Source organism: uncultured Paracoccus sp. (assembly GCF_947487305.1).
In the GTDB taxonomy this organism is placed as follows: domain Bacteria; phylum Pseudomonadota; class Alphaproteobacteria; order Rhodobacterales; family Rhodobacteraceae; genus Paracoccus.
Window position 1 is genome coordinate 111661 of the sequence record NZ_CANKWH010000008.1, and the last position, 25059, is coordinate 136719.

The following is a 25059-nucleotide window of genomic DNA, read 5'->3' on the forward strand; positions in this document are numbered from 1 at the left end:
GGGCGGGCTTTCCACTCGCGCAGCGGGCGGCTAATCCATGCCGGATGACCCAGAAGGACGACGGTCGATGATCCCCCGTTATGGCCAGCCGCCCCAGTGCGGCCGCCGCTATCGCGCCCGGCCCGGCGCCTATGCCCTGCTGGTTCGCGACGGGCAGGCGCTGCTGACCCTGCAAACCCGGCCCGAGCCCGAACTGCAACTGCCGGGTGGCGGGATCGATCCGGGCGAGGCCCATGTTGCGGCCCTGCACCGCGAGGTGTTCGAGGAAACCGGCTGGTCCATCGCCGCACCGCGCCGCATCGGAAGCTATCGCCGTTTCGCCTGGCTGCCCGAATACGGCTATCACGCCGAGAAGATCTGTTCGGTCTGGCTGGCCCGTCCCCTGCGCCGGATGGGGCCGCCAAGCGAGCCGGATCACCTGCCGCTGTGGTTGCCACTGGGCGATCTGCCCGATGCGCTGGCCGATCCGGGGTCCAGGGCGCTGGTGGCCGGATGGCTTCTGGCGGGCCAGCACTGCCGCTGATCGCCGCCCCTCTGTCACGGCGGCAGGTTGCCCCTGCGGGCTGGACCCGGCTGCAGCGGATCATCGCCGCGATCCGCCCGTTCACGATGCTCGATCAGCACGGCCGAGATGTCGTCGCGCCGTTCGCCATGGGTGAATTGCGAGACGCAGAAGGACATGGCATCCAGGAAGTTGTGACCACTCAGTCCCCGGTGGCCACGGGCAATGTTCATGACCCCCTCGTCGCCCAGAAGGTTGCCGTGGGGATCGGTCGCCTCGGTGATCCCGTCCGAGGCGATCAGCAGCCGATCGCCGGGGTTCAGCCTCAGGCGGAATTCGTCGAACCGTGGCCGGGCAAGCACCCCGATGGGCATGCCGCCATCACCCACGGGTTCGATTTCGCCGGTCCGGCGCTGGACCAGCGGGTGGGGATGCCCGGCCTGCACGCCGCGCAATTCGCCGCTGTGGAAATCCAGATCGGCATAGACCATGGTGAAATAGGTGTCGGTCTGCGTCTCCTCCAGCAGCATGGTGTTGAAGAACTGCGCCAGCGCCAGCGGTGAGACCGCCTCGGTTCCGGTTTGCGCCGCGCGCAGCGCCACGTTCTGCTCGGTCGAGCCGGACAGATGTGCCGCCAGCCGCGCGGTCAGCAGCGCGGCGGTGACGCCATGGCCGGACACGTCGATCGAGAAGATTCCGGCCCGGTCCTGATTGATTGGAAAGAACCCGACCAGGTCCCCGCCGATATGGCCCGCAGGGCGCAGCAGCAGAGACAGCTCGAAGTGCTGAAACCGGCCCGAGCGCTCGCGCACCAGGCCCTGCTGCAGCTTGCGCGCCTCGCGCAGGTCGCGATCCATCGCCTCCTGTGCGAGGTTCAGCCGGTCCAGCGTCTTCTGCAGCTGGGCATTGCTGGCCCGCAGCTTCTCCTCGAATTGCAGGATCCGGTCGCCGGCGCGCAATCTCGCCCGGAGTTCGGCCCCCGAGATCGGCTTGGTCAGGAAGTCGTCGGCCCCGGCCTCCAGCCCGTAGGCGATGTCCGAGGCCTCGGTCTTCGAGGTCAGCAGGATGAAATAGCCATAGCCTTCGCGGCTGAGCCCACGGAATTCACGACAAAGCTCTGGGCCGGTCATGCCCGGCATGATCCAGTCCGAAAGCACGATATCGGGTTCGTGCCGCCGGCAGATCTGCAGGGCTTCGGGCCCGGATTCCGCCTCGATCACCTGGTAACCGGCGCGCTGCAGCTGGATCGACAGCATCCGCCGTTGCGCCCGGCTGTCATCCACCAGCAGGACCAGACGGCCCGGAGCGGGCGTCAGCGCGCCTGGCGGCAGCGGGTCGTCAAGGCGAATCGGGTCACTCACCCGCCTTGGATAGGGCAGGGGCGGTAAAGATCGGGTAAACCGGAAAAACCGGCGGACCTGCCCGAGGTTTAAGCATTTCGTAAGTCGCCGCTGCTAGACAGCTCGGGAAGGATTCGCGACCGGATGAGGCGTTGGGGATGATCGACTGGACGAGGGTGTTGGAACTGCGCGAGGAGGTTGGACAGTCCGAATTCGCCCCGGTGCTGGAATTGTTCATGGACGAGGTCGAAGAGACCGTCATGCGCCTGTCCAGGGACGATCCCGCCAAGCTGGCGCGCGATCTGCATTTCCTCAAGGGCAGCGCGTGGAATCTCGGCTTTGCCGAATTCGGTGCGCTGTGCCAGAGCAGCGAGACGCAAACCCTGCGCGGCCAGCTGGCCGAGATCAGCGTCAAGCAGATCATCAGCTGCTATTCGCGCTCGAAACAGCTGTTCATGCGCGATCTCGCCCGGATGATTGATGATCGCGAAAACGGTCAGGCCGGGGTGGCCTGAACCTTCGCGGGCTCAGATCAGGAATTCGGCCAGCACCGCATCCTTGGTGATGTCGCGATAGGTGAATCCGGCCTGGTCGAGACGCTGCAGCATGGTGGTCAGGTTCTCGGGCCGGCTGCTCTCGATGCCGATCAGGATCGAGCCGAAGTTCCGCGCCGATTTCTTCAGGTATTCAAAGCGGGCGATGTCGTCATCAGGACCCAAAAGCTGCAGGAAATCGCGCAGCGCGCCGGGCCGCTGCGGCATCCGCAGCACCAGGTATTTCTTCTTGCCGGCAAAGCGCTGCGCCCGTTCCTTCACATCGGGCAGGCGCTCGAAGTCGAAATTCCCGCCCGAGCAGACGCAGACCACGGTCTTGCCGCTGAGATCGCCCAGATCGCCCAGCACGTCCACCGCCAGCGCGCCCGCGGGTTCCAGAACCATGCCCTCGGTGTTCAGCATCTCCAGCATGGTGATGCAGATCCGGTCCTCGGGGGCCAGATGCACGTCGGTCATCTCGTAACGCTGCAATTCCTCGAAGGGCAGGGCACCGATCCGCGCCACCGCGGCACCATCGACGAAACCGTCCACCGCCGGCAGGGCCACCGGCGCACCGTTCTGCAGCGCCGCCTGCAGGCTGGCACCCCCCAGCGGCTCGGCAAAGGCCAGCCGCGTGTCGGGCGCATTCTCGCGCAGATAGCGCGACACGCCCGAGGACAGCCCGCCACCGCCCACCGGCAGCACCACAAGGTCGGGTGCGCGGCCGAGTTGCTCCAGCATCTCCAGCGCCACGGTCGCCTGGCCCTCGATCACATCGGCCGAATCGAAGGGTGCCAGGAACACCGCCTCCTGCTCGGCCGAGAACTGCTGCGCTGCGGCCAGCGTCTGGTCGAAGTAATCGCCGGTCAGCACGATCTCGACGGAATCGCCGCCGAAGGTCCGGGTCTTGTCGATCTTCTGCTGCGGCGTCGTCACCGGCATGAAGATGGTGCCCTTGGCGCCGAAATGGCGGCAGGCGAAGGCCACGCCCTGCGCGTGGTTGCCGGCGCTGGCACAGACGAAATGCGCATTCCCGCCGCGCCCATCCACCATGATCTTGCGCATGGCGTTATAGGCCCCGCGCAGCTTGTAGCTGCGCACCGGCGTCAGGTCCTCGCGCTTCAGCCAGATATCGGCGCCGTATTTCGCCGACAGGTGATCATTGCGCTGGAGGGGCGTCGGCTCGAACAGATCGCGGATCGCGTCTTCGGCCGCGCGCACGGCTTGGGTAAAGTTTTCCATGGTTTCGCCCATGCCGCGAAAGCGCGGATTTGGCAAGGGGCGCAGGGGGCAAGGCCTTGTGAGACGGCGCGATTCCCCCTATTCCACGCCGCAACATCGTGGATAAGAGGGCCGATCACCATGACCGACGCGCCGAAGAAAGTCGTCCTTGCCTATTCCGGGGGGCTGGACACCTCGATCATCCTGAAATGGCTGCAGACCGAATATGGCTGCGAGGTCATCACCTTCACCGCCGATCTGGGGCAGGGCGAAGAGCTGGAGCCCGCGCGCCAGAAGGCCGAGCTTCTGGGCATCGCACCCGAGAACATCCATATCGAGGATCTGCGCGAGGAATTCGTGCGCGATTTCGTCTTCCCGATGTTCCGCGCAAATGCGGTCTACGAGGGGCTGTACCTTCTGGGCACCTCGATCGCCCGGCCGCTGATCTCGAAGCGTCTGGTGGAGCTTGCCCATCAGCACGGCGCCGATGCCGTGGCCCATGGCGCCACCGGCAAGGGCAATGACCAGGTGCGGTTCGAGCTTTCTGCCTATGCGCTTGACCCCGCGATCAAGGTCATCGCGCCCTGGCGGCTCTGGGATCTGACCTCGCGCACCAAGCTGATCGAGTTTGCCGAGAAGAACCAGATCCCCATCGCCAAGGACAAGCGCGGCGAGGCGCCCTTCAGCGTCGATGCGAACTTGCTGCACACCTCGTCCGAGGGCAAGGCGCTGGAGAACCCGGCGGAAGAGGCGCCCGATTACGTCTACCAGCGCACGGTCAATCCCGAGGACGCGCCCGATACGCCCGACTATATCGAAGTGACCTTCGAGAAGGGTGATGCAGTTGCCATCAACGGCCAGAAACTGTCGCCCGCGACCATCCTGACCGACCTGAACGAATACGGTCGCAAGCATGGCATCGGGCGGCTGGATTTCGTCGAGAACCGTTTTGTCGGCATGAAATCCCGCGGCATCTATGAAACACCGGGCGGCACCATCCTTCTGGAGGCCCATCGCGGCATCGAGCAGATCACGCTCGACAGCGGGGCGGGGCATCTGAAGGACAGCCTGATGCCGCGCTATGCGGAACTGATCTACAACGGCTTCTGGTTCAGCCCCGAGCGCGAGATGCTGCAGGCCGCCATCGACAAGTCGCAGGAACATGTCACCGGCACCGTGCGGCTGAAGCTCTACAAGGGCAATGTCAGCACCGTTGGTCGCTGGTCGGATCATTCGCTCTATAGCGAGGCGCATGTGACCTTCGAGGATGATGCCGGGGCCTATGACCAGAAGGATGCGGCGGGCTTCATCAAGCTGAACGCGCTGCGGCTGAAGCTGGTCGCCAACCGCAACGCCAAGTTCAAGTAAGCCCATCCCCGCCCGCGCCTTCGGGTGCGGGCGGATAGGTGATCCCGGCACCGGGCGTGAGAACCGCGCCCGGCGTCAGCACCGCGGGCTCCAGCCGGCCCTCGCCCATGATGTGAAACACCGGCTGGCCGCCCGCGATCAGGTAATCGGCGACGATCCGGCGATGGCAGCGCCACCAGACGGCTTCCGAGCACATGACGGTAACGCGGCGATCTGCGGCAAGCCGCAGCAGATGCGCCAGCCCTTCGCGAAACTCGGGCGACAGCGCATAATCGGCGTAATTGTGAAAGCTGCGGTTCCGCCACAGCGCATTCACCGCGAAGGGCACCGCGCGGTCCCGGCTGCGCAGGCCGCCAAGGCTGGCGAGATGCTCGTAGCCGATCCCGGCCTCGGCCAGCGCCCCGGCCAGAACATCGCGATTGAACTGCGGATTGGCCCGCGACATCGGCATCTTGCGGATATCGGCGACAAAACCGACCCCGGCGCTCGCCAGCAGGTCGATGAACTCCTGCAAGCTGCGGTCGGAATGTCCGACGGTATAGAAGGGCGTGGTCACGCGGGCCGGTCAGATCAGCGTCAGCGCGCTGCCCTTGTGGGCGGCGATATGGTCGGTCCTGTCGCTTTTGATCTCGTATTGCGGATCACTGTCCGAGGCGTGATGCCTATAGCCCTTGTAGTCGAAATCGCTGACATGCACGGCGATGATCCGCCCCGAGACGCGACCGGCCTCGGAATTCCAGCTCACGTGATCGCCGACGCTGAATCTGTGGGTCATGGAACCCTCCCTCGTTTTCCATTCGGGGTAGGGACAGGGTAGGCCAGGAACGTCCGAAAGGCCAATCACCGTCGCGCCCTCTTTCATTCTCGATGACACCCGACCAGAATGGGGCAGCGTCACCGAAAAAGGCCCCGCCATGACCGACCAGCGTCTCACCGCCCGCATCGCCATCGTCACCGTCAGCGACCGCGCTGCCAGCGGTGAATACGAGGACAAGGGCGGGCCGGGGGCCGAAGCCTGGCTGAGCGAGGTCATCACGTCGCCAATGGAGATTTCCCGCCACATCATCCCCGACGGGCGCGAGGGGGTGGCCGCCAAGCTGCGTGAACTGGCGGAACTTGGCAGCGACCTGATCCTTGTGACCGGCGGCACCGGCCCCTCGCCGCGCGACCAGACGCCCGAGGCGGTGATCGACGTGATGGACAAGGAACTGGCCGGCTTCGGCGAGGAGATGCGCCGCGCCTCGTTGGCCGAGGTGCCGACCGCGATCCTGTCGCGCCAGACCGCCGCGATCCGCGATGCCTCGCTGATCATCACCCTGCCGGGCAAGCCCTCGGCCATTGCCACCTGCCTCAATGCCGTCTTTGCCGCCGTTCCCTATTGCCTCGACCTGATGGGGGCGGGGCGGATCGAGACCGACCCGGCCAAGATCAAGGCGTTCAGGCCAAAGGGGAAATAGGGGCGCCCGACCTGCCAACGCCGACCGCGATTGACCCTCCCCGATCCGCATCCTAGATTTTCCGGTAGCAGCCCGTTTCCGCCTTCCTCGCACAAGGAGCAGTTCCGATGGCCATCCGCAGCATCCTGACGAATTACACCGGTTCGGGCGGCGGGGCGGCAGCCCTGCGGCTGGCGGTGCAGATGGCGCAGAAATACGACGCGCATCTGACCGGGGCGGTCTGGCAGCCGCAGAACCCTCTGCGCCGCCGCGCTGGCGCCATCTTCACCCGCGAGATCGACCGCATCCTCGATCAGGCCGAGGCCGAGTTCGTCGAGGAACGCCGCGCGGCCTTCACCGCCGCCGTGACCGAGGCGGGGCTGCTGGACCGCTCGGATTTCCGCGTGCTCTCGGGCAAGGGCGACAGCATCACCGAGACCGCGCGGGGCCATGACATCCTGACCATGGGCGGCGCGGCCGAGGGCAACGCCGCCGGGGACTTCGCCGTGCGCCCCGATGTGGTGGCGCTGCGCTCGGGCCGACCGGTGGTGATCGTGCCGGCCAGCTATCAGAAGCCCGCGATTCTCGAGACCGCGCTTCTGGCCTGGGATGGCAAGCGGGCGGCGGCGCGGGCACTGGCCGATGCCATGCATATCCTTGGCACCAAGGAGAAGGTCACGGTGCTGGGGATCGGCGAGGGGCTGCCGTCGGATTACGCCGCCGATGTGCTGCGGCTGATGGCCCTGCACGGGATCGAGGCCGAATTGCTGATCCGCCCGGCTTCGGCCGCCGGGATCGGCCCGACCATTCTTGACGCCTGCAGCGAGACCGGAGCGGGGTTGCTGATCATGGGCGCCTACGAGCACAGCAAGTTCTCGGAAGACCTGCTGGGTGGCGTCACCCGCGACATTCTGGAACAGGCGAAGCTGCCGGTGCTGATGTCGCACTGACGCGCTTGGGCTGACTGCCGCCGAGGCGAAGATTTTTTGTCGCAGGCCTGTGCCGGGGGCTTGAACTGCACCCGGAATCCCTCCATGTCGGCGACGTTCGCGCATTCGTGAACGCCCCGAGGTGACCGGGCCCCTCTGGCGGACGTGGCGGCACGTTCGTGATGTCGGCACTGTTCTTGAACAACGCCGCAGGGACGATTCTGACATGTCAAACGGAACCTCGACCGACGCAGCACCCCAGGGCGGGATGCTGCATTATTTCAAATGGGCCTTCATCGTCACCGCGCTTGGCCTCGCGCTCGGCGCGGCGCTTGGCTGGCAGATGACCGGCACGATGGGCGGGATGCTGACCATCTTCTTCATCTGCTGCGTGCTGGCGGTGCTGGAGATCTCGCTCAGCTTCGACAACGCCATCGTCAACGCCAACAAGCTGAAAGACATGACCCCGGAATGGCAGCACCGCTTCCTGACCTGGGGCATCATCATCGCCGTCTTCGGCATGCGGATCGTCTTCCCGCTGCTGATCGTCGTGGTGGCCGCAAAGATCGGCCCCTGGCAGGCGATGGTCCTGGCCGCGTCCCAGCCCGACGAATATTCGCGCATCATGAAAGAGGCGCATCTGCCCATCGCCGCCTTCGGTGGCACCTTCCTGATGATGGTCGGCCTCAGCTTCTTCTTCGACCACGAGAAGGACGTGCACTGGGTCCGCTGGCTGGAACGCCGGATGCAGAAATACGCCACCATCCGCGGCATCGAAGTCGCCGTCGCGCTGGTCGCGGTGCTGATCGTCTCGCGCTTCCTCGATCCGGTGGAATCGCAGGTCTTCTTCCAGTCGGCCATCTGGGGCCTGCTGACCTTCCTGCTGGTCGAGGTGCTGGGGGGTCTTCTCGACAGTAGCCAGGAGATGATGCAGGCCGGGGCCAAGGGCGGTCTGGGTGCCTTCCTCTATTTGGAAGTGCTGGATGCCTCGTTCAGCTTTGACGGTGTGATCGGTGCCTTCGCGCTGACCCACAACCTCTTCGTCATCGCCATCGGGCTTGGCATCGGCGCGATGTATGTGCGTTCGATGACCATCATGCTGGTCGAGAAGGGCACGCTGACCCAGTACCGCTATCTGGAACACGGCGCGTTCTACGCGATCATCGCGCTGTCGGTGATCATGTTCCTGCAGAGCTTCGTCCACATTCCCGAGGTCGTCACCGGCCTTGGCGGCGCGGCGCTGATCGGCCTGTCGCTGTGGTCCTCGATGCGCTGGAACAAGACCACGCGGGCGGATGCAAGCTGATCTGATCCGGTAAAACGAAACGCGGCCGCAGGGGAAACCCTGCGGCCGTTTTCTTTGCTACGCCTGCGCGGTCAGCCGCTTCAGGATCTGCGGCAGAAGCCCCCCCTGCCGCAGCGTCTCGACCTCCAGCGAGGTTTCGATGGCGGCTGTGGCGGTCAGGTCTTCGACCCGGCCATCGGCGCGCAGGATACGAACCGGAACCGGCGCGCGGGGACGGAGAGCAGCCTCATCCGCCGCAATCTCGATCCGGTCATCGACGCTCAGCGCCGGCGTTGCGGGCGTCACCCCGGCGGGCAGGCGCAGCGGCAAGACGCCCATGCCGATCAGGTTCGCCCGGTGGATGCGCTCAAAACTGACCGCCAGCACCGCCCGCGCACCCAAGAGCGCCGCGCCCTTGGCGGCCCAGTCCCGCGACGAACCCATGCCGTAACGCTCGCCCGCGACGATGACCACGGGCTGTTCCTCGGCGCGATAGACCTCGGCCGCCTGCCACAGCGGCAGGTCCCGCCCATCGGGCAGGCGGGTCGAGCCGGGGGAGATGCCGGGCGCCAGCAGGTTCTTCACATTGCGGTTGGTGAAAAGGCCGCGCAGCATCGCCTCCCAATTCCCGCGACGCGAGGAGAACACGTTCAGATCGCACGGGTTCTCGCCGTGCGCGATCAGATACTCGCCCGCCTCGCCCTGGGCCGGGATAGCACCGGCGGGCGAGATATGGTCGGTGGTGATGTCATCGCCCAGAACAAGGATCGGCCGCGCCTGATAGCTTCCAAGCCGGCTGCCCTCGCCAAAGCCGGCAAAGGGCGGACGGCGGATATAGGTCGAGGCCTCGTCCCAGGGAAACAGGTCGCTGTCCGGTGCCTCGAGTTCGGCCCACATCCGGCTGTCCTCGGCCTCGTCATAGGCGGCGGCGAAGTCATCCTTGCGGGCGGCAAGGGCCAGCGCCGCGTCGATCTCGGCGCCTGTGGGCCAGAGATCGGCCAGCGTGACGCCGGGGGCGATCTCATCGGTCAGGATATCGCGTTCCACATCGCCCGCCAGCGCAAAGGCCACGACCAGCGGCGGCGAGGCGAGGAAACCGGCCTCGAGTTGCGGATGGACCCGGCCCGGGAAGTTGCGGTTGCCCGACAGCACCGCGACCTGCAGCCGACCCTCGGCCAGCGCCTGTTGCGAGGCCTCGGTCAGCTGCCCGGAATTGCCGATGCAGGTGGTGCAGCCAAAACCCACGATGCCAAAGCCAAGCGCCTCGAGATCCTCCATCAGCCCGGCACGCTCGAGATAGCGTCGGGCGGTGGGCGAGCCGGGGGCCAGCGAGGTCTTGACCCAGGGCGGCGGGGTCAGGCCAAGGGCGCGGGCCTTGCGCGCGACCAGACCGGCGGCGACCATCAGCCCGGGGTCCGAGGTATTGGTGCAGGAGGTGATGGCGGCGATGGCCACCGCGCCATCAGGCACGCCCGCAACGCTGGCAGGACCGGCGGGTCCGCCCCGAACCTCGGCTGCGGCGGCTGGTGTCTGCGAGGCGGACAGCCGGTCCTGCGGGCGGCGGGGTCCGGCCACGCTGACCACGATCCGCGACAGATCGATCTCGACGACTTCGCTGAAGTGCGGGGTCTCGGCGGGATCAAACCACAACCCCTGACGGCGGCAATAGGCCTCGACCAGCGCCACATGGCCCGGCTCGCGACCCGTTGCGGACAGGTAGTCCAGCACCGCCTGATCGACCGGGAAGAATCCGGTACTGGCGCCGAACTCCGGCGTCATGTTGGCGATGACCGAGCGTTCCCCGGCCGACAGCGTGCTGACGCCCGGCCCGAAGAACTCGACGAAGCGGTCGGCCAGATCGATCCGGCGCAGGCGCTCGGTCACGGTCAGGGCCAGATCGGTGGCGGTGACGCCCTCGGGCAGGTGCCCGGTCATCCGCACGCCCACCACATCGGGAACCCGCAGCGTCACCGGCATCCCGAAGAACACGCTTTCCGCCTCGATCCCGCCCACGCCCCAGGCCAGCACGCCGATGCCGTTCACCATCGGCGTATGGCTGTCGGTGCCGATCATCGCATCGGGGAACAGCCATCCCCCCTCGGCCTGCACCACCCGCGACAGCCGCTCGAGGTTCAGCGTGTGCATGATGCCGGTGCCGGGCGGATGGACGGTAAAGCGGTCCAGCGCGCCCGAGGCCCATTTCATGAAGCGGTAGCGTTCGCCGTTGCGGCGGTATTCATTGGCCAGATTGCGCGCCATCGCGTTGCTTCCGCCAAAGGCATCGACGGCCAGCGAATGGTCGGTCGAGACATCGACCGGCAGCACCGGGTTGAGCAGCGCCGGGTCGAACCCGGCCTCGGCAAGTGTCGAGCGCATCCCGGCAATATCCACCAGCGCCGGGCCGCAGGTGGTGTCATGCATCAGCACCCGGCAGGGCAGGAACGGAATTTCCGCGTCGACCGGGCCATCACTTGCCGCAAGGATCGCATTCGCGGCGGCATCGGCATCCGGCCCGGCGGTGCGCAGCACGTTTTCCAGCAAGATCCTGTGGATATGCGGCATCCGCGCCAGCCGGCCACCGGCGGCGGCAGGCAAATCGATGATCTGCCAGCGGGAGCCGCCAGCCTCAAACGTCGTCTCGTGGGTCATGTCAGTCGTCCCGGTTGAACAGCGCGACCTTGGCGCGGCCGGCCTCGGCAATGTGGCGGTGCAGGAAATCGGCCGCCTCGGGCAGCGAACCGCCCTCGATCAGGTCCAGAAGCTGCAGATGCTCGGCTGCCTGCTGCGGCAGGCGCGAGCGGTCGGTGGTGACGCGGTATTCGATCAGCCGCCGCAGCCGGTTGGCGCGCTGCAAGGCGTCGATGAAGAAGGGATTGCCCGAGCAGCGCATCAGCATCTCGTGGAAATCATTGTTGGCGCGAAAGACCGCGCTGCGGCTGTCGCTGGCAAAGCTTGCCAGCATCTGCTGTTGGCGGGCGCGGGCCTCGGCAAAACCCTCGGCGTCGATGCGAAAGCCCGGCTGCAACAGCGCCTCGCGTTCGATCGCCGCGCGGAAGTCATAGGCATGGGCATAGGCCATGGGCGAGGTGAGCGTTTCGCTGAACTGCCAGCCATTGCCAGGCAGGCGGTCTATCCAGCCCTCGTCCTCGATCCTCAGCAGCAGTTGCTGGGCGCGCCCACGCGACAGCTGGTACTGCCGCATGAACTCGGTGGTGCTGAAGCGGTCGGGGGACCGCCCCGCCAGCCGGTCATCGGCCACGCGTAAATAGATCGCCTCTTCATCCTCCTCGGCCAGAACCGGCAGGTTCGCCGCGTCCTGATCGAGAAAGAAGCCCCGGTTATCCTCGGACCGGACCAGCCCACGTTTCTCCAGCAGGCGCAGGGCGCTGATGACAGGCGCGCGCGAGACGCGAAAGACATCGGCAAGGGCCTGCGCCGGCAGGTGCTGACCGCTGGTCATGCCTTCTGCGCGGGCATGTTCCAGGATCTGCGACATGATCTTGGGGGCGAGGCTGGGGCGCGACATGATGGCGGGCCTCAGTCCTCGTCCTGCCGGAACTTCGCCAGACCCTTGAAGATGAACGGCGCGATCAGGGCGATGGCGGCAATGGCGATCATGATGGCCGAGCCGGGATGCTGCAGCAGGATCATCGGGTCGCCCTGGCTCATCTGCAACGCGCGGCGCAACTGGCTGTCGGCCATCGGGCCAAGGATCAGCCCGACGATCACCGGCGCGACCGGATAATCATAGCGTCGCATGAGGAAGCCCAGAAGACCGAAGCCCGACAGCAGCATCAGCTCGACAACCGAAGGGTTCGAGGCGATGGTGCCCATGGTCGCGAAGACCAGGATGCCGGCATAAAGCCAGGGCAGCGGGATCTTCAACAGCTGCACCCAGAGGCCGACCAGCGGCAGGTTCAGAACCAGCAGCATCACGTTGGCGATGAACAGCGAGGCGATCAGGCCCCAGACCAGATCGGCGTGTTGGACGAAAAGCAGCGGGCCGGGCTGGATGTTGTATTGCTGGAAACCCGCCAGCATCACCGCCGCCGTGGCCGAGGTCGGCAGGCCAAGCGTCAGAAGCGGCACCAGCGAGCCGGCGGCCGAGGCGTTGTTCGCCGCCTCGGGTCCGGCCACGCCCTCGATGGCGCCATGGCCGAATTCCTCGGGATGCTGCGACAGCTTGCGCTCGGTCGTGTAACTGAGGAAAGTCGGGATCTCGGCCCCACCCGCCGGCAGCGCGCCGATGGGAAAACCGATGCCCGCGCCGCGCAGCCATGGCTTCCACGAGCGCGACCAGTCCCGCTTGGTCATCCAGATCGAGCCCTTGATCGCCATGGGCTTTTCCGGTGCATAGGCATGGCGTGACGCGACATAGAGCGCCTCGCCGATGGCAAACAGACCCACGGCCAGCGTCGTGACCTCGATCCCGTCGAAGAGGTTAGGCACGCCGAAGGCCAGCCGGGTCTGCCCGGTCAGCTGGTCGATGCCGATCAGCCCCAGCCACAGCCCGATGCCAAGGCTGGTCAAGCCGCGCAGCGGCGAGGAGCCGAAGGTCGCCGAGACGGTGACGAAGGCAATCAGCATCAGCCCGAAATAGTCCCAGGGCCCGAACTTGACCGCGATCTTGACGAGGATCGGCGCAAGGAAGGCCAGCCCCAGCGTGGCGATCAGCGCGGCGACGAATGAACCGATGGCGGCAGTGGCCAGCGCCGGCCCGCCGCGTCCCTTGCGGGCCATCTGGTTGCCCTCGAGGGCGGTGACGACCGAGGCGGCTTCGCCCGGCGTGTTCAGAAGAATGGCCGTGGTCGAACCGCCATACATGCCGCCGTAATAGATGCCGGCGAACATGATCAGCGAGCCGCCAGGGTCCATCTTGAAAGTGACCGGCAGCAGCAGCGCAACGGTCAGTGCCGGGCCGATGCCCGGCAGCACGCCGACGGCCGTGCCCAGCATGACGCCGATGGCGGCGAAGGCCAGGTTCATCGGCTCGATGGCGGTGCCGAAGCCTTGGAGCAGGAGAAGAACGGAATCCATGGCGACCTCAGAACATCTTTTCCAGCGGCCCCATGGGCAGCGCGAGTTGCAGAAGCTTGTTGAACATCAGGAAGATCAGCGTCGAGAGGACGAAGCCGATGATCAGGTCCACGACCAGCGCGCGGCGCCCGAAAGCGCGGGCGGTAAAGGCGAAAAGCAGGGTCGATCCGAGGATGAAGCCGAAGCCGAAGGCAATCGAGCCCATCAGCCCAAGCAGCGCCAGCCCGATCCAGGCGACCGCGCCCCAGTCGCATTCATCGGCCTCGATCCCGGGTTTCAGAGCGGTGATCAGGTGGCCGACACCCAGCACGGCGAGGAAGGCGGCGACGAAATAGGAGGCGGCGTCGGCGCCGACGCCGTAATTCGCCGCGATGGTCATGGAGCGCGCATCGTTCCAGGTGATCGCGGCCAGCGCGAACAGGCCGAGGCCGATGATCGCGGTCGGGCGATGCAGCCCGCTGCGTTCCGTCATGTTCATGGATCTGTCCCCCATCGAGAAAGGCGGGCGGAGGATTTTCCCTCCGCCCGCCTTGGGATCATTCGGCCAGGCCGATGGATTTCAGCACGGCATGGACGCGCTCGTTTTCGGATTCGACGAAGGTCTTGAACTCGTCGGCCGGGGCGTAATAGTCGGTCCAGCCGCGCGCCTTGAGGATTTCCTGCCATTCAGGCGATTTCACCGTGGTCTCAATCGCTGCTGCCAGTGCCGCCTTGTCGGCCTCGGCAATGCCCGGACCGGCGAAGAGGCCGCGCCAGTTGACCAGCTCAACATCAATGCCCTGCGCCTTCAGCGGTTGCGCCTCGATGCCCTCGATCGGCTCGGGATAAGAGATCGCCAGCGCCCGCAGGTCGCCGGATTCGATCTGGCCCTGCCATTCGCCATAGCCCGAGATACCGGCCGTCACCTGGCCGCCCAGCATGGCCGCCAGCGCCTCGCCACCGCCGGAATAGGCGACATAGTTCACCTTGGACGGATCACCGCCCGAGGCCTCGGTGATCAGCGCCGACAGGATATGGTCCGCGCCGCCGGCCGAGCCGCCGGCCCAGATGGTGCCGCCGACATCCTCTTTGATCTTGGCGCTGAGATCGGCCAGCGTCTGGATCGGAGAATCCTTCGGCACCACGACCACCAGCGGGTCGCCGGTCATGCGGGCCAGCGGCTCGACGCCGGTCAGGTTGACGGGCGCCTTGTTGGTGATGATGGCGCCGACCATGGTGATCCCGCCGACCAAGAGCTGGTTGGGCGATCCGGCCGCGCTTTGCGAGAATTGCGCCAGACCGACAGTGCCGCCGGCACCCGGCACGTTCATGACCTGCACGCTTTTCGCCGTGCCGATCTTCATCATCGTTTCCTGCAGCGACCGTGCAAGCGAATCCCAGCCACCCCCGGCACCTGCCGGCGCGGTCAGGGTCAGGTCTTCAAGCTCCTGCGCCGCGACGGGCGAGATGGCCATGGTTACGGCCACGCATGCCGCAGCAAAGCGGCGCGAGATAAGCGACATCTGGTTATTCCTCCCTGTGGACCTCTGTCGCGAATCACATTGCAGTATTTGATGATAAAATGCAATGATGAAGCGGGCCGCGCGGCGGGCTCTGGAACCCGTCCCAAGGACGCCTGCGCGCCGACACTGGTGTCGCAACCCTATGTCCGGAACGGCCTGTCAGGCAAATGATCTTATCGCTGCGCTGCGGCACGATCGGCGACACGCCTTTGCATTCATGATGCATTTGCTCAGAGTGCATATCTGAAACTAATTTATGTTAATATTTTCGAATCTTGCGGCCCTGAATTCGGGCTTCTTCCTGACCGACCCAGCCATTCGGACAGGGCATGCAGGAAAGTCTGCACGGTGACGAGATGTCACAAATGCGCCAAAACCGGATTGGTCCGGTTATATCCGGGGATAATCCTTGGGCTGAATAGATATTCGCTTCAGATAATCTTTACATTCATGTTACCGAATATCCGCGATTTTTCAGAAATTGCCAGATGTTGCGGTTAAGCTCTGACATCATCTCCAGATCTTGATCCAGGCGGGCGAGTTGATCTTCGTCAAGAAGCTGCTTCTGGCCCATTCGGATGCGGTCGCGGCGGTCGGCAATGCGCATCAGGATGGTCGAGATCGACCCGTCCTCCTGAAAGGACCAGATGCTGTGATTATACCTGTGGCGCACCGTCGAGAGTTTCGAGAACCGCGTGGTCAGGTCCAGCAATTCCTGCAACTCGGGGCCGGGCTTCAGCAAGAGTTTCCCAAGCCGCTCGACCATCTCTATCCGGCCACGGGTCGAGTTGACCGACAGGAAGACCACGACCGCCGCATCCTTCTGCATCCCCGTCAGCCCGGCCAGCAGGTGCACCAGCAGGCTTTCGGTATTGCTCCAGGCATAGTTCAACCGCCCCACACGCAGCAGAACGCTGTCCAGACTGGGCTCATGCGGGGTGCCGGAGTCGGGCGAAGGGGGAGGGGTCACGATTTGAGGGAACGATAGCGCATGGCGGCTTCGGTGCGATTCCGGGCGCCGAGGCGCAGGCTCGCATTGTGCAGATGCAGCTTTACCGTGTGGATCGACAGGCCCAGCTTGGCCGCGATCCGCTTGTTCGATTGCCCGTCCGCAACCAGTTGCAGCACGTCAAGCTGGCGCTGGGTCAACCCGCTTTCCCCGCTTGGCGCCGGCGGCGCGGCCACCTCGCGGTGAGCCGAGACCTCGGGGCTGACGTAGCTGCCGCCATGGGCAATCAGCTTGATGATCGATAGCCAGATATCGAGTCGCACATTTAACGGGAAAATACTTACTGTATTCGCCTTAAAGTTGTTATTTGAATAAGAATCTGCGCCAAAGGCAAGACTGCTGAAGGCGATCCCCAGCGACAGGCCGTCGAGGCCAAGAAGAAAGCTGCGATCCGATTCGGACAGGTTCCGAATCGTCGGCTCGTCAAGAATCACCAGAGTGGGGACCAGGCCGGTCTGCGTCACGAATTTCTGAAATTCTGCAAAGGAATGAAGCACCGCCGAGGTGATCTGCCCCAGCTCCTGGCTGGTCGCGGCGATCAGGCTGCCCGAGAAATTGCACTGATTCCCGACGAACATGACTTCGGCTGCGCTGATCGGAAGGGGCGAGGCCGAGGCGAAGGATTCGTCGTCATAGGATACCAAGTTCATCGTCATTTTCCCTGTTGGCCATGCTGCGGACGGCGGGGGGACGTCATCAATGCTTCCGCTCTGGCTCATTAAATTTTTATCTATTGGTCGACTATAACATATCCAGCAAGCATTCAAAGAAGATTGCGCGCCGAAAATTCGAATGTAACTCCTAAGAAAATAAGTAGCCTGCGCGAATGGCTTATCCCAGCCTAGCCGTTCGAATTAGCTCATCAGGGCCAGTCCCGGCCTATCGCGCGACCGGCGGCTATACCCGGCAGGCTGATTCCATCCCCCACTCGGGGCGTCGAGGTCTAGACTGTTCGTGCGGCTAGGCCGCGGCGGGGACAGAGGGGTAGTTTGGTCCGTGGTCGGTGGAGCGGCATGTCCGCCACCCTCCAGCCGGATCCGCTCAAGGTGACAGGCGGGCCATCCGGATTACCAGCAGGACGAAGACGGTCGCGCCGTCGTGACGGTGAGCATGCGCTCGGCGATCGGAATCGGCTTGCTGTTCAGTCACCGGTAACTGGGCAGGCACACGTGCTTGCGAATGTCTTGGCCGGACCTGCCCACCGACAGGAGCTAGTGAAATGGCTGACAGCCGTAACATGAACCTGTTCGCCTTCCCGCTGGAAAGCGATCCCGCCGATCCGAGTCAGGATCAGTCCCAGTCCCAGAGCCAGTCCAACATGCAGGACCAGGGACAGAGTCAGGACCAAGGGCAAGGCCAAGATCAGGGCCAGGGCCAGGATCAGAATCAGTCCCAGAGCAATGCGAACGACAACAGCAACAGCAACGGGAACGAGAACTCCAACAGCAACAACTCGGAATCCTCGTCCAGCAACGAGGCGGCCAATGCCGCCCAGAATGCGGCGGGGAACGAGGCCAGCAATGCCGCGATGAACGCGGCTGGCAACGAGGCGGCCAATTCGGCGGCGAACGACTCGAGCAACAATTCCGCGAATAACGCCGCGAACAACGCTGCGAATGACGCCTCGAACAGCGCCGCGAACGACGCGTCCAACGACGCTTCCAACGATGCGTCGAATGACGCCTCGAACAGCGCAACCAACGAAGCCAACAACTATACCGACGTGGCCACCGACGTGGCGACGAATGTTGAAACCAATGTCAGCGTTGGCCTTGATCTCGATGGCTGGGAGCCGTCGGATGACGACTTCGCCGATATCGATCTCGACAACAGCACCGGCACGATGGGCGACCTGATCGTCAACCGTGACGGCTCTGTCGGCATCGGCACCCAGAGCGACATGAGCTTCGACAATGTCCTCAACGGTGGCGGCGGCAGCAGCTACCTGGCGGCGCAGTCCGCCAATCTCGACGATCAGGACACGCTGTCCGATCCGACCGTCGCGAACAATGCCGACTTCAACCAGAATGGCAGCGCCAATGGCGGCACGGCCACCTCGGCGGAAGGCATCAACGCGGCCAATAGCGGCGGCGCTGGCGGCGGCGGCGGCTCGGCCGATGGTGGCAGCGGCGACGCGATGGCGGAAGGCGCCGAAGCTTCGGCGACCGGCAGCACCTCGAATGCGGGTGCCGGTGGCGGCTCTGCCGGCTATGGCGGCGCCGGCGGCGGTGCGGGTTCGACCGGCGGTGCCGGTGGCGGCTCGGGTGCGACTGGTGGCGCCGGTGACGGCGGCGCGGCGCTTGGCGTCGGCCTTGGTGTCGGGCTTGGCGGCTCGGCCGATGGCGGTGCCTCGGGCGCGCTGGCGGCTGGCCTCGGTGCCGGCCAGAGCGGTGATGCCGCGGGTGGCGACGCCGGTGCAGGTAGTCTCTCGGGTGCGCTTGGCCTTGGCGTCGGCGGTGACACGGGCGGCGCCGGTGACGGCGGCGCTGGTGGCGACACCGGCGATGGCGGCGCGACAGGCGACGGTGGCGCAAGCGGCGGCACCGGTTCGACCGGTCCGACGGGTCCCACGGGTCCGACGGGTCCGACGGGTCCCACGGGTCCGACGGGTCCGGGCGGACCGGGCGGTCCGGGTGGACCGGGCGGCGAACTCGGTGACGGCGACGGCGGCAATGGCGCACCCGGCGGCTTCAGCGGCGACAGCGGCGCTAGCGGTGGCAGCGGTGCCAGCGGCGACAGCGGTGACAGCGGTGCCAGCGGTGACAGCGGCGATGGTGGTGCCAACAGCAGCACCGGTGGCGCTGGCGGTGCTAGCGGCTATGGCGGCCTCGGCGGCAATGGCGGCGCTGGTGGCGATGGTATGGCCGACGTGGCCTCGGCTGCCGATGCGGCAGCAGCGGCCGGTGCGACCATGTCGGGCGCAGCCAATGGCATGGGCGAAGCGGCAGCAGACAGCGCCGGTGGTGCTGGTGGCAGCGCCGATGGCTCCGGTGCCGGTGACGGTGGCACCAATACCGGCGGTGCCGGCACGGGCGGCGCGGCGGCGAGCGCAGGTGGCGCTGGCGGTGCGGCTGACAGCGCTGGTGGCGCTGGCGGCGAAGGCTGGTCCACGGGCGGTGCCGGTGGCGGTGCCTGGTCGACCGGCGGCATGGCCGACGGCGGCGACGGCATCAACACCGACAGCGGCAATGGCGGTGCTGGTGGCCAGGTGATGCTGGGTGACGGCGGTTATGCCGATGCCGGCAGCTGGGGTTCGGGCAATGGTGACGACGGCTATGTCACCGGCAATTCGACCGCTTCGGCCGACGCGCTGGTGGATACCACGGCGTTCAACCAGAGCATCGTCATGGGCGCGAACATCCTGGGCAACTCGGTCGACATGACCGTGGTTGGCGGGGATCTGAACTCGACCAACGTCGGCGACGACGATCTGGGCTGAGTGATCGCCTGACTGAAAACATCCTGCGCGGAGTCCCTTCGCGCAGGATCGATTTTGAAGGAAGTCCCTGCGCCTTGGTCGCGGGACCGCCAAGTCAAGGAAGGTCGTCATCATGCTGACAATCAACCCCGTCGACGAGGCGATCTGGCATTTCATCGGTTTGTTCGAGATTACCGAGGAACGCGGGCGGATGTGGGTCGATTACGACCGCTTTGCCGCGTTGAAAGTGGATGTGGATCCGGGCGGCATCGAGCCGCTGGATCTGGTGACGAAAGCCCCGTTCGATCTGCGCGATCTGTTGCCGCAGATACGCTATAACCCGCCCACGACGCAGCCGCCCGAGCTGTCCTTCGAGGCACCTTATTTTCCGCCCGAACCGATTGTGCAGGATATGCTAGCACCGGGACAGGGCGACACGCCGGTCCTCGATCTGCAGAATTTCTACGTCGCAGGGCCTAATATTCCCGGGGCCGTCGAGCCGCCCGAGCCTCCGGGTCCGCCGGAGCCGCCGGAAGTGCATGAGCCCCCGCAGTGGGAGCTGCCACCGCCCAGTTCGATTGCCGGGATCGTGGTGCAGGTCAACCGGCTTGACGATGATGACCGCGTCGACGGCGACCGCATGGCCCATGGCGAGGTCAAGGCCGAGGTGCTGGCGGAAAAGCTTGACGGGATGCTGGGCCACGCATCGCAGATGGGCGTGACGCTTACGGTGGACTATCCCGATACCGAGGCCTCCTATCTGAAGATCGCCGAGGCATTTCGGCAGAGTTCGGCACCCGATGAGCCGGTGGAGGGCGGCACCGCGACGACGCTGCACGGGGAGCAGGTCACGGGCATGTATGTGGATGGCGCGGTCGTCACCGATCGCCCCGATATCGACAGCCTGATGCCCGACTATCGCGACGAAGAGGATTCAGCAGAAGACACGGACGCGGCCGATGGCACTAATGACGCCAAGAGCGCCAGTTCGAACGTGGCCCGTCCCGAAGATTCGGGTGACGATGATGACGGCCCCGATCACGAGCTGGTTCACGGCAACAACACCCTGGTCAATCAGGTGACGCTGACCGAGGCCTGGATCACCGCCCCTGTCCTCGTGGCGGGTGGGAATGCCTACAATTACAACATCATCAGCCAGACCAATGTCTGGAGCGATGCGGATTCGTTTCTGGGCGCGGCGGAAGAGAGTACCCCAGCCGAGATGCCAGGCGCCGGCGATCCGACGCTGTCACTCAACTATGCCAGCTATGCGAGCTTTTCGAACCCGATCCCGGACCGCGATGGCTCCGGCGATGCGCCGCAATATTGGGCGACGGCCACGATCGAGGGTAATCTGGTCAGCGTCGCCTGGATCGACCAGTACAATCTGGTCTCGGACAACGATGTCACTGCCATCACCATCATGGGCGAGAGGACGCTTTATCTGATGGGCGAGAACGGCTCGTTTAACACGGTGTCGCTGGCCGAGCTGGGCACGTCCTACGATGTCATCGTCATCGGAGGCGACGTCATCAACTTGAACGCGATTTTGCAGACCAATGTGCTATTGGATGATGACCGGATCATGGTCAGCGGCGGGAATGCGATGGTCAGCGCGGGCGACAACCTTCTGGCCAACGAAGCGAGTATCCTGCAGACCGGCGAGACCAGCATCCGGCACACCACCGCCGATCAGGATGCGATGCTGGCGGCCGCTGCCAATGGCGATCTGGTGTTGTCGCAATCGGTGCTGAACGATCCCAGCCTTCGCGATCTCGAAGTGGTGCGGGTGCTGCATGTGAAGGGCGATCTGGTCTCGCTCAACCTGGTGCGCCAGACCAATGTGCTGGGCGATTCCGACCAGATCGAGGTCTATATGGATGGCATCGGGGCCGGACCGGGCCAGACCAGCATCCTGACCGGATCGAACGTGCTGGTGAATTCGGCCATCATCAGCGAGTTCGGCGTCGATTCAACCATCTATGCCGGCGGCGAGGTCTATTCGGACGCCCTGCTGCATCAGGCCGAGCTGATCTCGACCGACGCGCCGCTGATGCCTGCAGGCGGGGCGCTGGCCAGCGAGGCGGTGCTGTTCCTCGCCGAAGGCATGTTGACCGACGAGATGGACGATATCGAGTTCCGGCCGATCGGCGCTGACCATGCGCCCTCTGCCGATGCAATGGAAACCGTGCTCGCATGACCCATGACAAGACCAAGGACCAGCTGCGGCTGGAGCCCGATATGCGCGTGGACCCGCCCGAAGGTGGACGCGCGCCCTCGAAAGCGACCCAGATGGGCGCCGGGCCGACGATCGATCAGCAGGCCGGCCGTCTGCCCGACCTGCCCGCGCCGAAAGGTCCGGGCGGGCTGGCCTTCCACAAGCGCGTCAGCGAGCCCGACATTGCCGGCACCCTGCGCGCCACCCTGCGGCGGCTCTGGGCAAATGTGCTGGGGGTGACGCTGTTCAGTGCGGTGACGAACCTGCTGGTGCTGGCCATCCCGATCTACCTGTTCCAGATTTCGGACCGGGTGCTGACCAGCCGTTCCACCGATACGCTGATCATGCTGACCGTGGTGATCGTCGGCGCGGTGCTGTTGCAGGTGGTCTTCGACGCGATCCGCCGGGGGATGCTGCTGCGCAGTTCGGTGGACCTTTCGGCACGCCTCGGGGCGCCGATCCTGTCGGCGGCGGCGCGTGCCTCGCTGCAGAGCAACGGGCAGGAATATCAGACACTTGGCGATCTGCAGACGGTGCGCAGCTTTCTGGTCTCGGGCACGCTGCTGTCGCTGCTTGACCTGCCTTTCGCGCCGGTCTTCATCCTTGCCATCTTTCTCGTCCACCCGCATCTGGGGCTGATCGTGATGACCACGGCGGGCCTCTTGCTGCTGGTCGCCTTCATCAACCAGCGCGCCACCCATGCTCCATTTGCCGAGGCGAACCGGCATCTCAGCCGCTCGAACCTGCATCTTGATTCGATGGCGCGGAACTCGCAGATCATCAACGCGCTGGCGATGATCCCCGAGGCCGTCACCATCTGGGGCCGCGATGCCGCCGGGTCGATGGCGGCGCAGGTGCGCGCACAGGATCGCAACATCATGTTCGCCGGCATCTCGCGCGCCATCCGCCTGCTTACGCAGGTGGGGCTGCTGGGCTGGGGGGCCTACCTGGCGCTGCAGGGCGAGATCACCGGCGGCATGGTCATCGCCGCCTCGATCATCGCCGGGCGGGCGCTGGCGCCGATCGAGGGCGCCATCGAGGGCTGGAACAACGTGCTTCTGTCCCGCGCCGCCTATGGCCGCATCTCGACGCTGCTGAAATCCTCGCCGCTGAACACGCAGCGGCTGCATCTGCCCCATCCCGAGGGCCGGCTGGATGTCGAGCGGCTGCTTTATGTCCCCAATGGCACCAAGCGGGTGGTGCTGAACTCGATCACCTTCTCGCTGATGCCGGGCACCTCGCTGGCCATCGTCGGCAAGTCGGGGGCGGGCAAGACCACGCTTGGCAAGATGCTGGTCGGCTCGATCCTGCCCACCTCGGGCTCGGTGCGGCTGGACCTGATGGACCTGCGCAACTGGGACCAGCGGCAGCTGGGGCAATGCCTCGGCTATCTGCCGCAAGATGTGCAGCTGTTCCCCGGCACCATCAAGGCCAATATCGCCCGGATGCGGGCGGATGCGCCTGATGCCGACATCTACCAGGCGGCGGTTCTGGCCGATGTGCATGACATGATCGCCAAGCTGCCCGAAGGTTACGAGACCATCGTGGCCGCCGACGGCGCGCCGCTGTCAGGCGGGCAGAAACAGCGCATCGGTCTGGCCCGCGCCTTCTTCGGCAGCCCCCGGCTGGTGGTGCTGGACGAGCCGAACTCGAATCTCGACACGGCGGGCGACCGGGCGCTGTCGCGGGCGATGGCTCTGGCCAAGCAGGACGGCATGACCGTCGTGGTGGTGACGCAGAAATACTCGCTGCTGCAGGATGTCGACAACATCATGATGCTGGCCGACGGGCAGATCGCCATGTTCGGCGCACGCGACCAGATGCTGGACAAGCTGGCCGAGCGCAAGCGTCCGCCCGCCACGCCGACACCGCGTCCGCCGCAGCCGCCGATGGCCCCTCAAGGTGGAGCACCCGCATGACCATGATGCCCGATCATGACGGGCTTTACGCCCGCGTTCCCCGCTCGGTTCGGTGGCACCTGACCTTTGGGCTTGCGTTGCTGGTCATTGCCTTCGGTGGCTTCGGGGCCTGGGCCTTCCGCGCGCCTCTGGCCGCTGCGGTGATGGCGCCGGGAAGTTTCGTTGCCACCGGGCGCAACAAGATCGTGCAGCATCTGGAGGGCGGCATCATCGCTGAAATTCTCGTCAACGAGGGGGATGCCGTAATCGCAGGCCAGCCGCTGATCAAGCTGGATGGCACCGCCGCCACAGCCAACCAGCGCGAACTTGACCTGCGCCGCGCCCGGCTCGAGGCGATCAGTGCCCGGTTGCGCGCCGAATCCGAAGGTGCCGACACCATGAGCTTCCCCTATTTCCTGACCGAAAGCGCGAATGACCCCAGCGTCGCGCTGGTCATGTCCGAACAGATGGCTGCCTTCCGCGCCGCGCGCGACAAGCTCGAGGGCGATATTGCCATCCTCGACAGCAACATCACCGCCGGGAAATCGCGCATTGCCGGCTATCAGGGCCAGCTTGTCGCCGTCGAACGACAGTTCGCCCTGCTCAGCGAAGACCATGCCAGCCGCAGCCAGTTGCTTGAAAAGGGGCTGGTGCGGCGCAGCGAGGTCAATGCCCTGTCCCGTGCCATGGCCGATGCCGAGGGTGAGGCCGAGAGCCTGCGGGGCATCATCGCCGAGACCGAAGAGACCGTGCGCAAGGCCGAGCGCCAGATCGAACAGACCCGCAACCAGCACCGCCAGACGGCGATGGATGAAAGCCAGGGCATCGAAGCCGATCTGGACAGCGTGCGCGAGCAATCGATGAAGGCGCAGGACGTGCTGAAACGGTCCGAGATCACCTCGCCGGTTTCGGGCACCATCGTCCGGCTGAACTATCACACCGCAGGCGGGGTGATCGAGCCGGGCAAGGCGATCCTCGAGATCCTGCCGGTTGATGCGCCGCTGGTGATCGAGACCCAGATCTCGCGCACCGACATCGATTCCGTCAAGGTCGGGCTGCCGGCCTCGGTGCGGCTGACCTCGCTGAACCAGCGCACGACGCCGGTCTTGCAGGGGCATCTGGTCTATGTCTCGGCCGATGCGCTGAAGACAGAGGCCGACGGGATTCCGAAGGAAATCTACATTGCCCGGATCGACCTGCCGGCTTCCGAGTTGCAGCGGGTTCAGGGCTTCCAGCCGACCCCGGGAATGCCGGCCGAGGTGATGATCGAGACCAACGCCCGGACCTTTGCCGAGTACCTGGTGAAGCCGATCCAGGACAGCCTGTCGCGCGCCTTCCGCGAGAATTAGGCGGTCGCCAGGCC

At 65.3% G+C, this 25059-nt stretch carries 21 protein-coding genes; 10 read left to right on the forward strand and 11 right to left on the reverse strand.

The window, feature by feature from the left end; genetic code table 11:
- Positions 1-67 precede the first annotated feature (67 nt).
- Positions 68-523, forward strand: a complete 456-nt coding sequence (locus Q1A36_RS11695; protein WP_299843908.1) for an NUDIX hydrolase — start codon at positions 68-70, stop codon at positions 521-523.
- Between the two features lie 14 nt (positions 524-537).
- Here Q1A36_RS11695 and Q1A36_RS11700 read toward each other — a convergent pair whose 3' ends face one another.
- The gene (locus tag Q1A36_RS11700) at positions 538-1863 is read right to left on the reverse strand and encodes a SpoIIE family protein phosphatase (RefSeq protein ID WP_299843910.1); all 1326 of its coding nucleotides are present in this window, start codon (positions 1861-1863) and stop codon (positions 538-540) included.
- Between the two features lie 137 nt (positions 1864-2000).
- Between Q1A36_RS11700 and Q1A36_RS11705 the strand changes: the two genes are divergently transcribed.
- A complete protein-coding gene (locus Q1A36_RS11705) occupies positions 2001-2357 on the forward strand; it encodes an Hpt domain-containing protein (protein ID WP_299843913.1) in 357 nt (118 codons plus the stop codon).
- A 12-nt stretch (positions 2358-2369) separates the two neighbouring features.
- Here Q1A36_RS11705 and ilvA read toward each other — a convergent pair whose 3' ends face one another.
- The gene (gene ilvA / locus Q1A36_RS11710; protein ID WP_299843916.1) at positions 2370-3617 is read right to left on the reverse strand and encodes a threonine ammonia-lyase IlvA; all 1248 of its coding nucleotides are present in this window, start codon (positions 3615-3617) and stop codon (positions 2370-2372) included.
- A 120-nt stretch (positions 3618-3737) separates the two neighbouring features.
- On the opposite strand from ilvA, the gene Q1A36_RS11715 reads away from it, so the two are divergent.
- Positions 3738-4964, forward strand: coding sequence for an argininosuccinate synthase (locus Q1A36_RS11715; protein WP_299843919.1), 1227 nt, complete (start codon positions 3738-3740; stop codon positions 4962-4964).
- On the opposite strand, the gene Q1A36_RS11720 is transcribed toward Q1A36_RS11715, so the two are convergent.
- Together Q1A36_RS11720 and Q1A36_RS11725 are read right to left on the reverse strand one after the other, a co-directional pair.
- The gene (locus tag Q1A36_RS11720; protein ID WP_299843922.1) at positions 4957-5520 is read right to left on the reverse strand and encodes a DUF488 domain-containing protein; all 564 of its coding nucleotides are present in this window, start codon (positions 5518-5520) and stop codon (positions 4957-4959) included. The two genes, Q1A36_RS11715 and Q1A36_RS11720, sit on opposite strands and share 8 nt — an antisense overlap.
- A gap of 9 nt (positions 5521-5529) precedes the next feature.
- Positions 5530-5739, reverse strand: coding sequence for a DUF2945 domain-containing protein (locus Q1A36_RS11725; protein WP_299843925.1), 210 nt, complete (start codon positions 5737-5739; stop codon positions 5530-5532).
- A gap of 139 nt (positions 5740-5878) precedes the next feature.
- Between Q1A36_RS11725 and mog the strand changes: the two genes are divergently transcribed.
- The 3 genes from mog (at position 5879) to Q1A36_RS11740 (ending at position 8635) form a co-directional block, all read left to right on the forward strand.
- Positions 5879-6421 (forward strand): molybdopterin adenylyltransferase, encoded by a 543-nt coding sequence (mog, locus tag Q1A36_RS11730; protein WP_299843928.1) that lies wholly within the window; start codon positions 5879-5881, stop codon positions 6419-6421.
- A gap of 107 nt (positions 6422-6528) precedes the next feature.
- Positions 6529-7350, forward strand: a complete 822-nt coding sequence (locus Q1A36_RS11735) for a universal stress protein (RefSeq protein ID WP_299843931.1) — start codon at positions 6529-6531, stop codon at positions 7348-7350.
- A 205-nt stretch (positions 7351-7555) separates the two neighbouring features.
- Entirely contained in the window at positions 7556-8635 is a 1080-nt protein-coding gene (locus Q1A36_RS11740) for a DUF475 domain-containing protein (RefSeq protein WP_299843935.1), read from the forward strand.
- Positions 8636-8692: 57 nt separating this feature from the next.
- Here Q1A36_RS11740 and acnA read toward each other — a convergent pair whose 3' ends face one another.
- The 7 genes from acnA to Q1A36_RS11775 form a co-directional block, all read right to left on the reverse strand.
- Entirely contained in the window at positions 8693-11263 is a 2571-nt protein-coding gene (gene acnA, locus Q1A36_RS11745) for an aconitate hydratase AcnA (protein ID WP_299843937.1), read from the reverse strand.
- A 1-nt stretch (position 11264) separates the two neighbouring features.
- A complete protein-coding gene (locus tag Q1A36_RS11750; RefSeq protein ID WP_299843940.1) occupies positions 11265-12140 on the reverse strand; it encodes a GntR family transcriptional regulator in 876 nt (291 codons plus the stop codon).
- A gap of 11 nt (positions 12141-12151) precedes the next feature.
- Entirely contained in the window at positions 12152-13651 is a 1500-nt protein-coding gene (locus tag Q1A36_RS11755; protein ID WP_299843943.1) for a tripartite tricarboxylate transporter permease, read from the reverse strand.
- Between the two features lie 7 nt (positions 13652-13658).
- Entirely contained in the window at positions 13659-14129 is a 471-nt protein-coding gene (locus Q1A36_RS11760; protein ID WP_299843946.1) for a tripartite tricarboxylate transporter TctB family protein, read from the reverse strand.
- 58 nt (positions 14130-14187) lie between these two features.
- On the reverse strand, positions 14188-15153 hold the full coding sequence (locus tag Q1A36_RS11765; RefSeq protein WP_101753406.1) for a tripartite tricarboxylate transporter substrate-binding protein: 966 nt from the start codon (positions 15151-15153) through the stop codon (positions 14188-14190).
- A gap of 448 nt (positions 15154-15601) precedes the next feature.
- Positions 15602-16123: a hypothetical protein gene (locus Q1A36_RS11770; RefSeq protein WP_299843949.1), complete on the reverse strand. Its 522-nt coding sequence runs from the start codon at positions 16121-16123 to the stop codon at positions 15602-15604.
- Positions 16120-16881 (reverse strand): response regulator transcription factor, encoded by a 762-nt coding sequence (locus Q1A36_RS11775; RefSeq protein ID WP_299843952.1) that lies wholly within the window; start codon positions 16879-16881, stop codon positions 16120-16122. The genes Q1A36_RS11770 and Q1A36_RS11775 overlap by 4 nt, the downstream gene beginning before the upstream one ends.
- Positions 16882-17381: 500 nt before the next feature.
- Here Q1A36_RS11775 and Q1A36_RS11780 point away from each other — a divergent pair, with 500 nt between their 5' ends.
- The 4 genes from Q1A36_RS11780 (at position 17382) to Q1A36_RS11795 (ending at position 25045) form a co-directional block, all read left to right on the forward strand.
- On the forward strand, positions 17382-19601 hold the full coding sequence (locus Q1A36_RS11780; protein WP_299843955.1) for a hypothetical protein: 2220 nt from the start codon (positions 17382-17384) through the stop codon (positions 19599-19601).
- Positions 19602-19713: 112 nt separating this feature from the next.
- Positions 19714-21780, forward strand: a complete 2067-nt coding sequence (locus tag Q1A36_RS11785; RefSeq protein WP_299843959.1) for a hypothetical protein — start codon at positions 19714-19716, stop codon at positions 21778-21780.
- Positions 21777-23717, forward strand: coding sequence for a type I secretion system permease/ATPase (locus Q1A36_RS11790; RefSeq protein WP_299843962.1), 1941 nt, complete (start codon positions 21777-21779; stop codon positions 23715-23717). The genes Q1A36_RS11785 and Q1A36_RS11790 overlap by 4 nt, the downstream gene beginning before the upstream one ends.
- A complete protein-coding gene (locus Q1A36_RS11795) occupies positions 23714-25045 on the forward strand; it encodes an HlyD family type I secretion periplasmic adaptor subunit (RefSeq protein WP_299843965.1) in 1332 nt (443 codons plus the stop codon). Before Q1A36_RS11790 ends, Q1A36_RS11795 begins: the two co-directional genes overlap by 4 nt.
- The last annotated feature ends 14 nt before the right edge of the window (positions 25046-25059 follow it).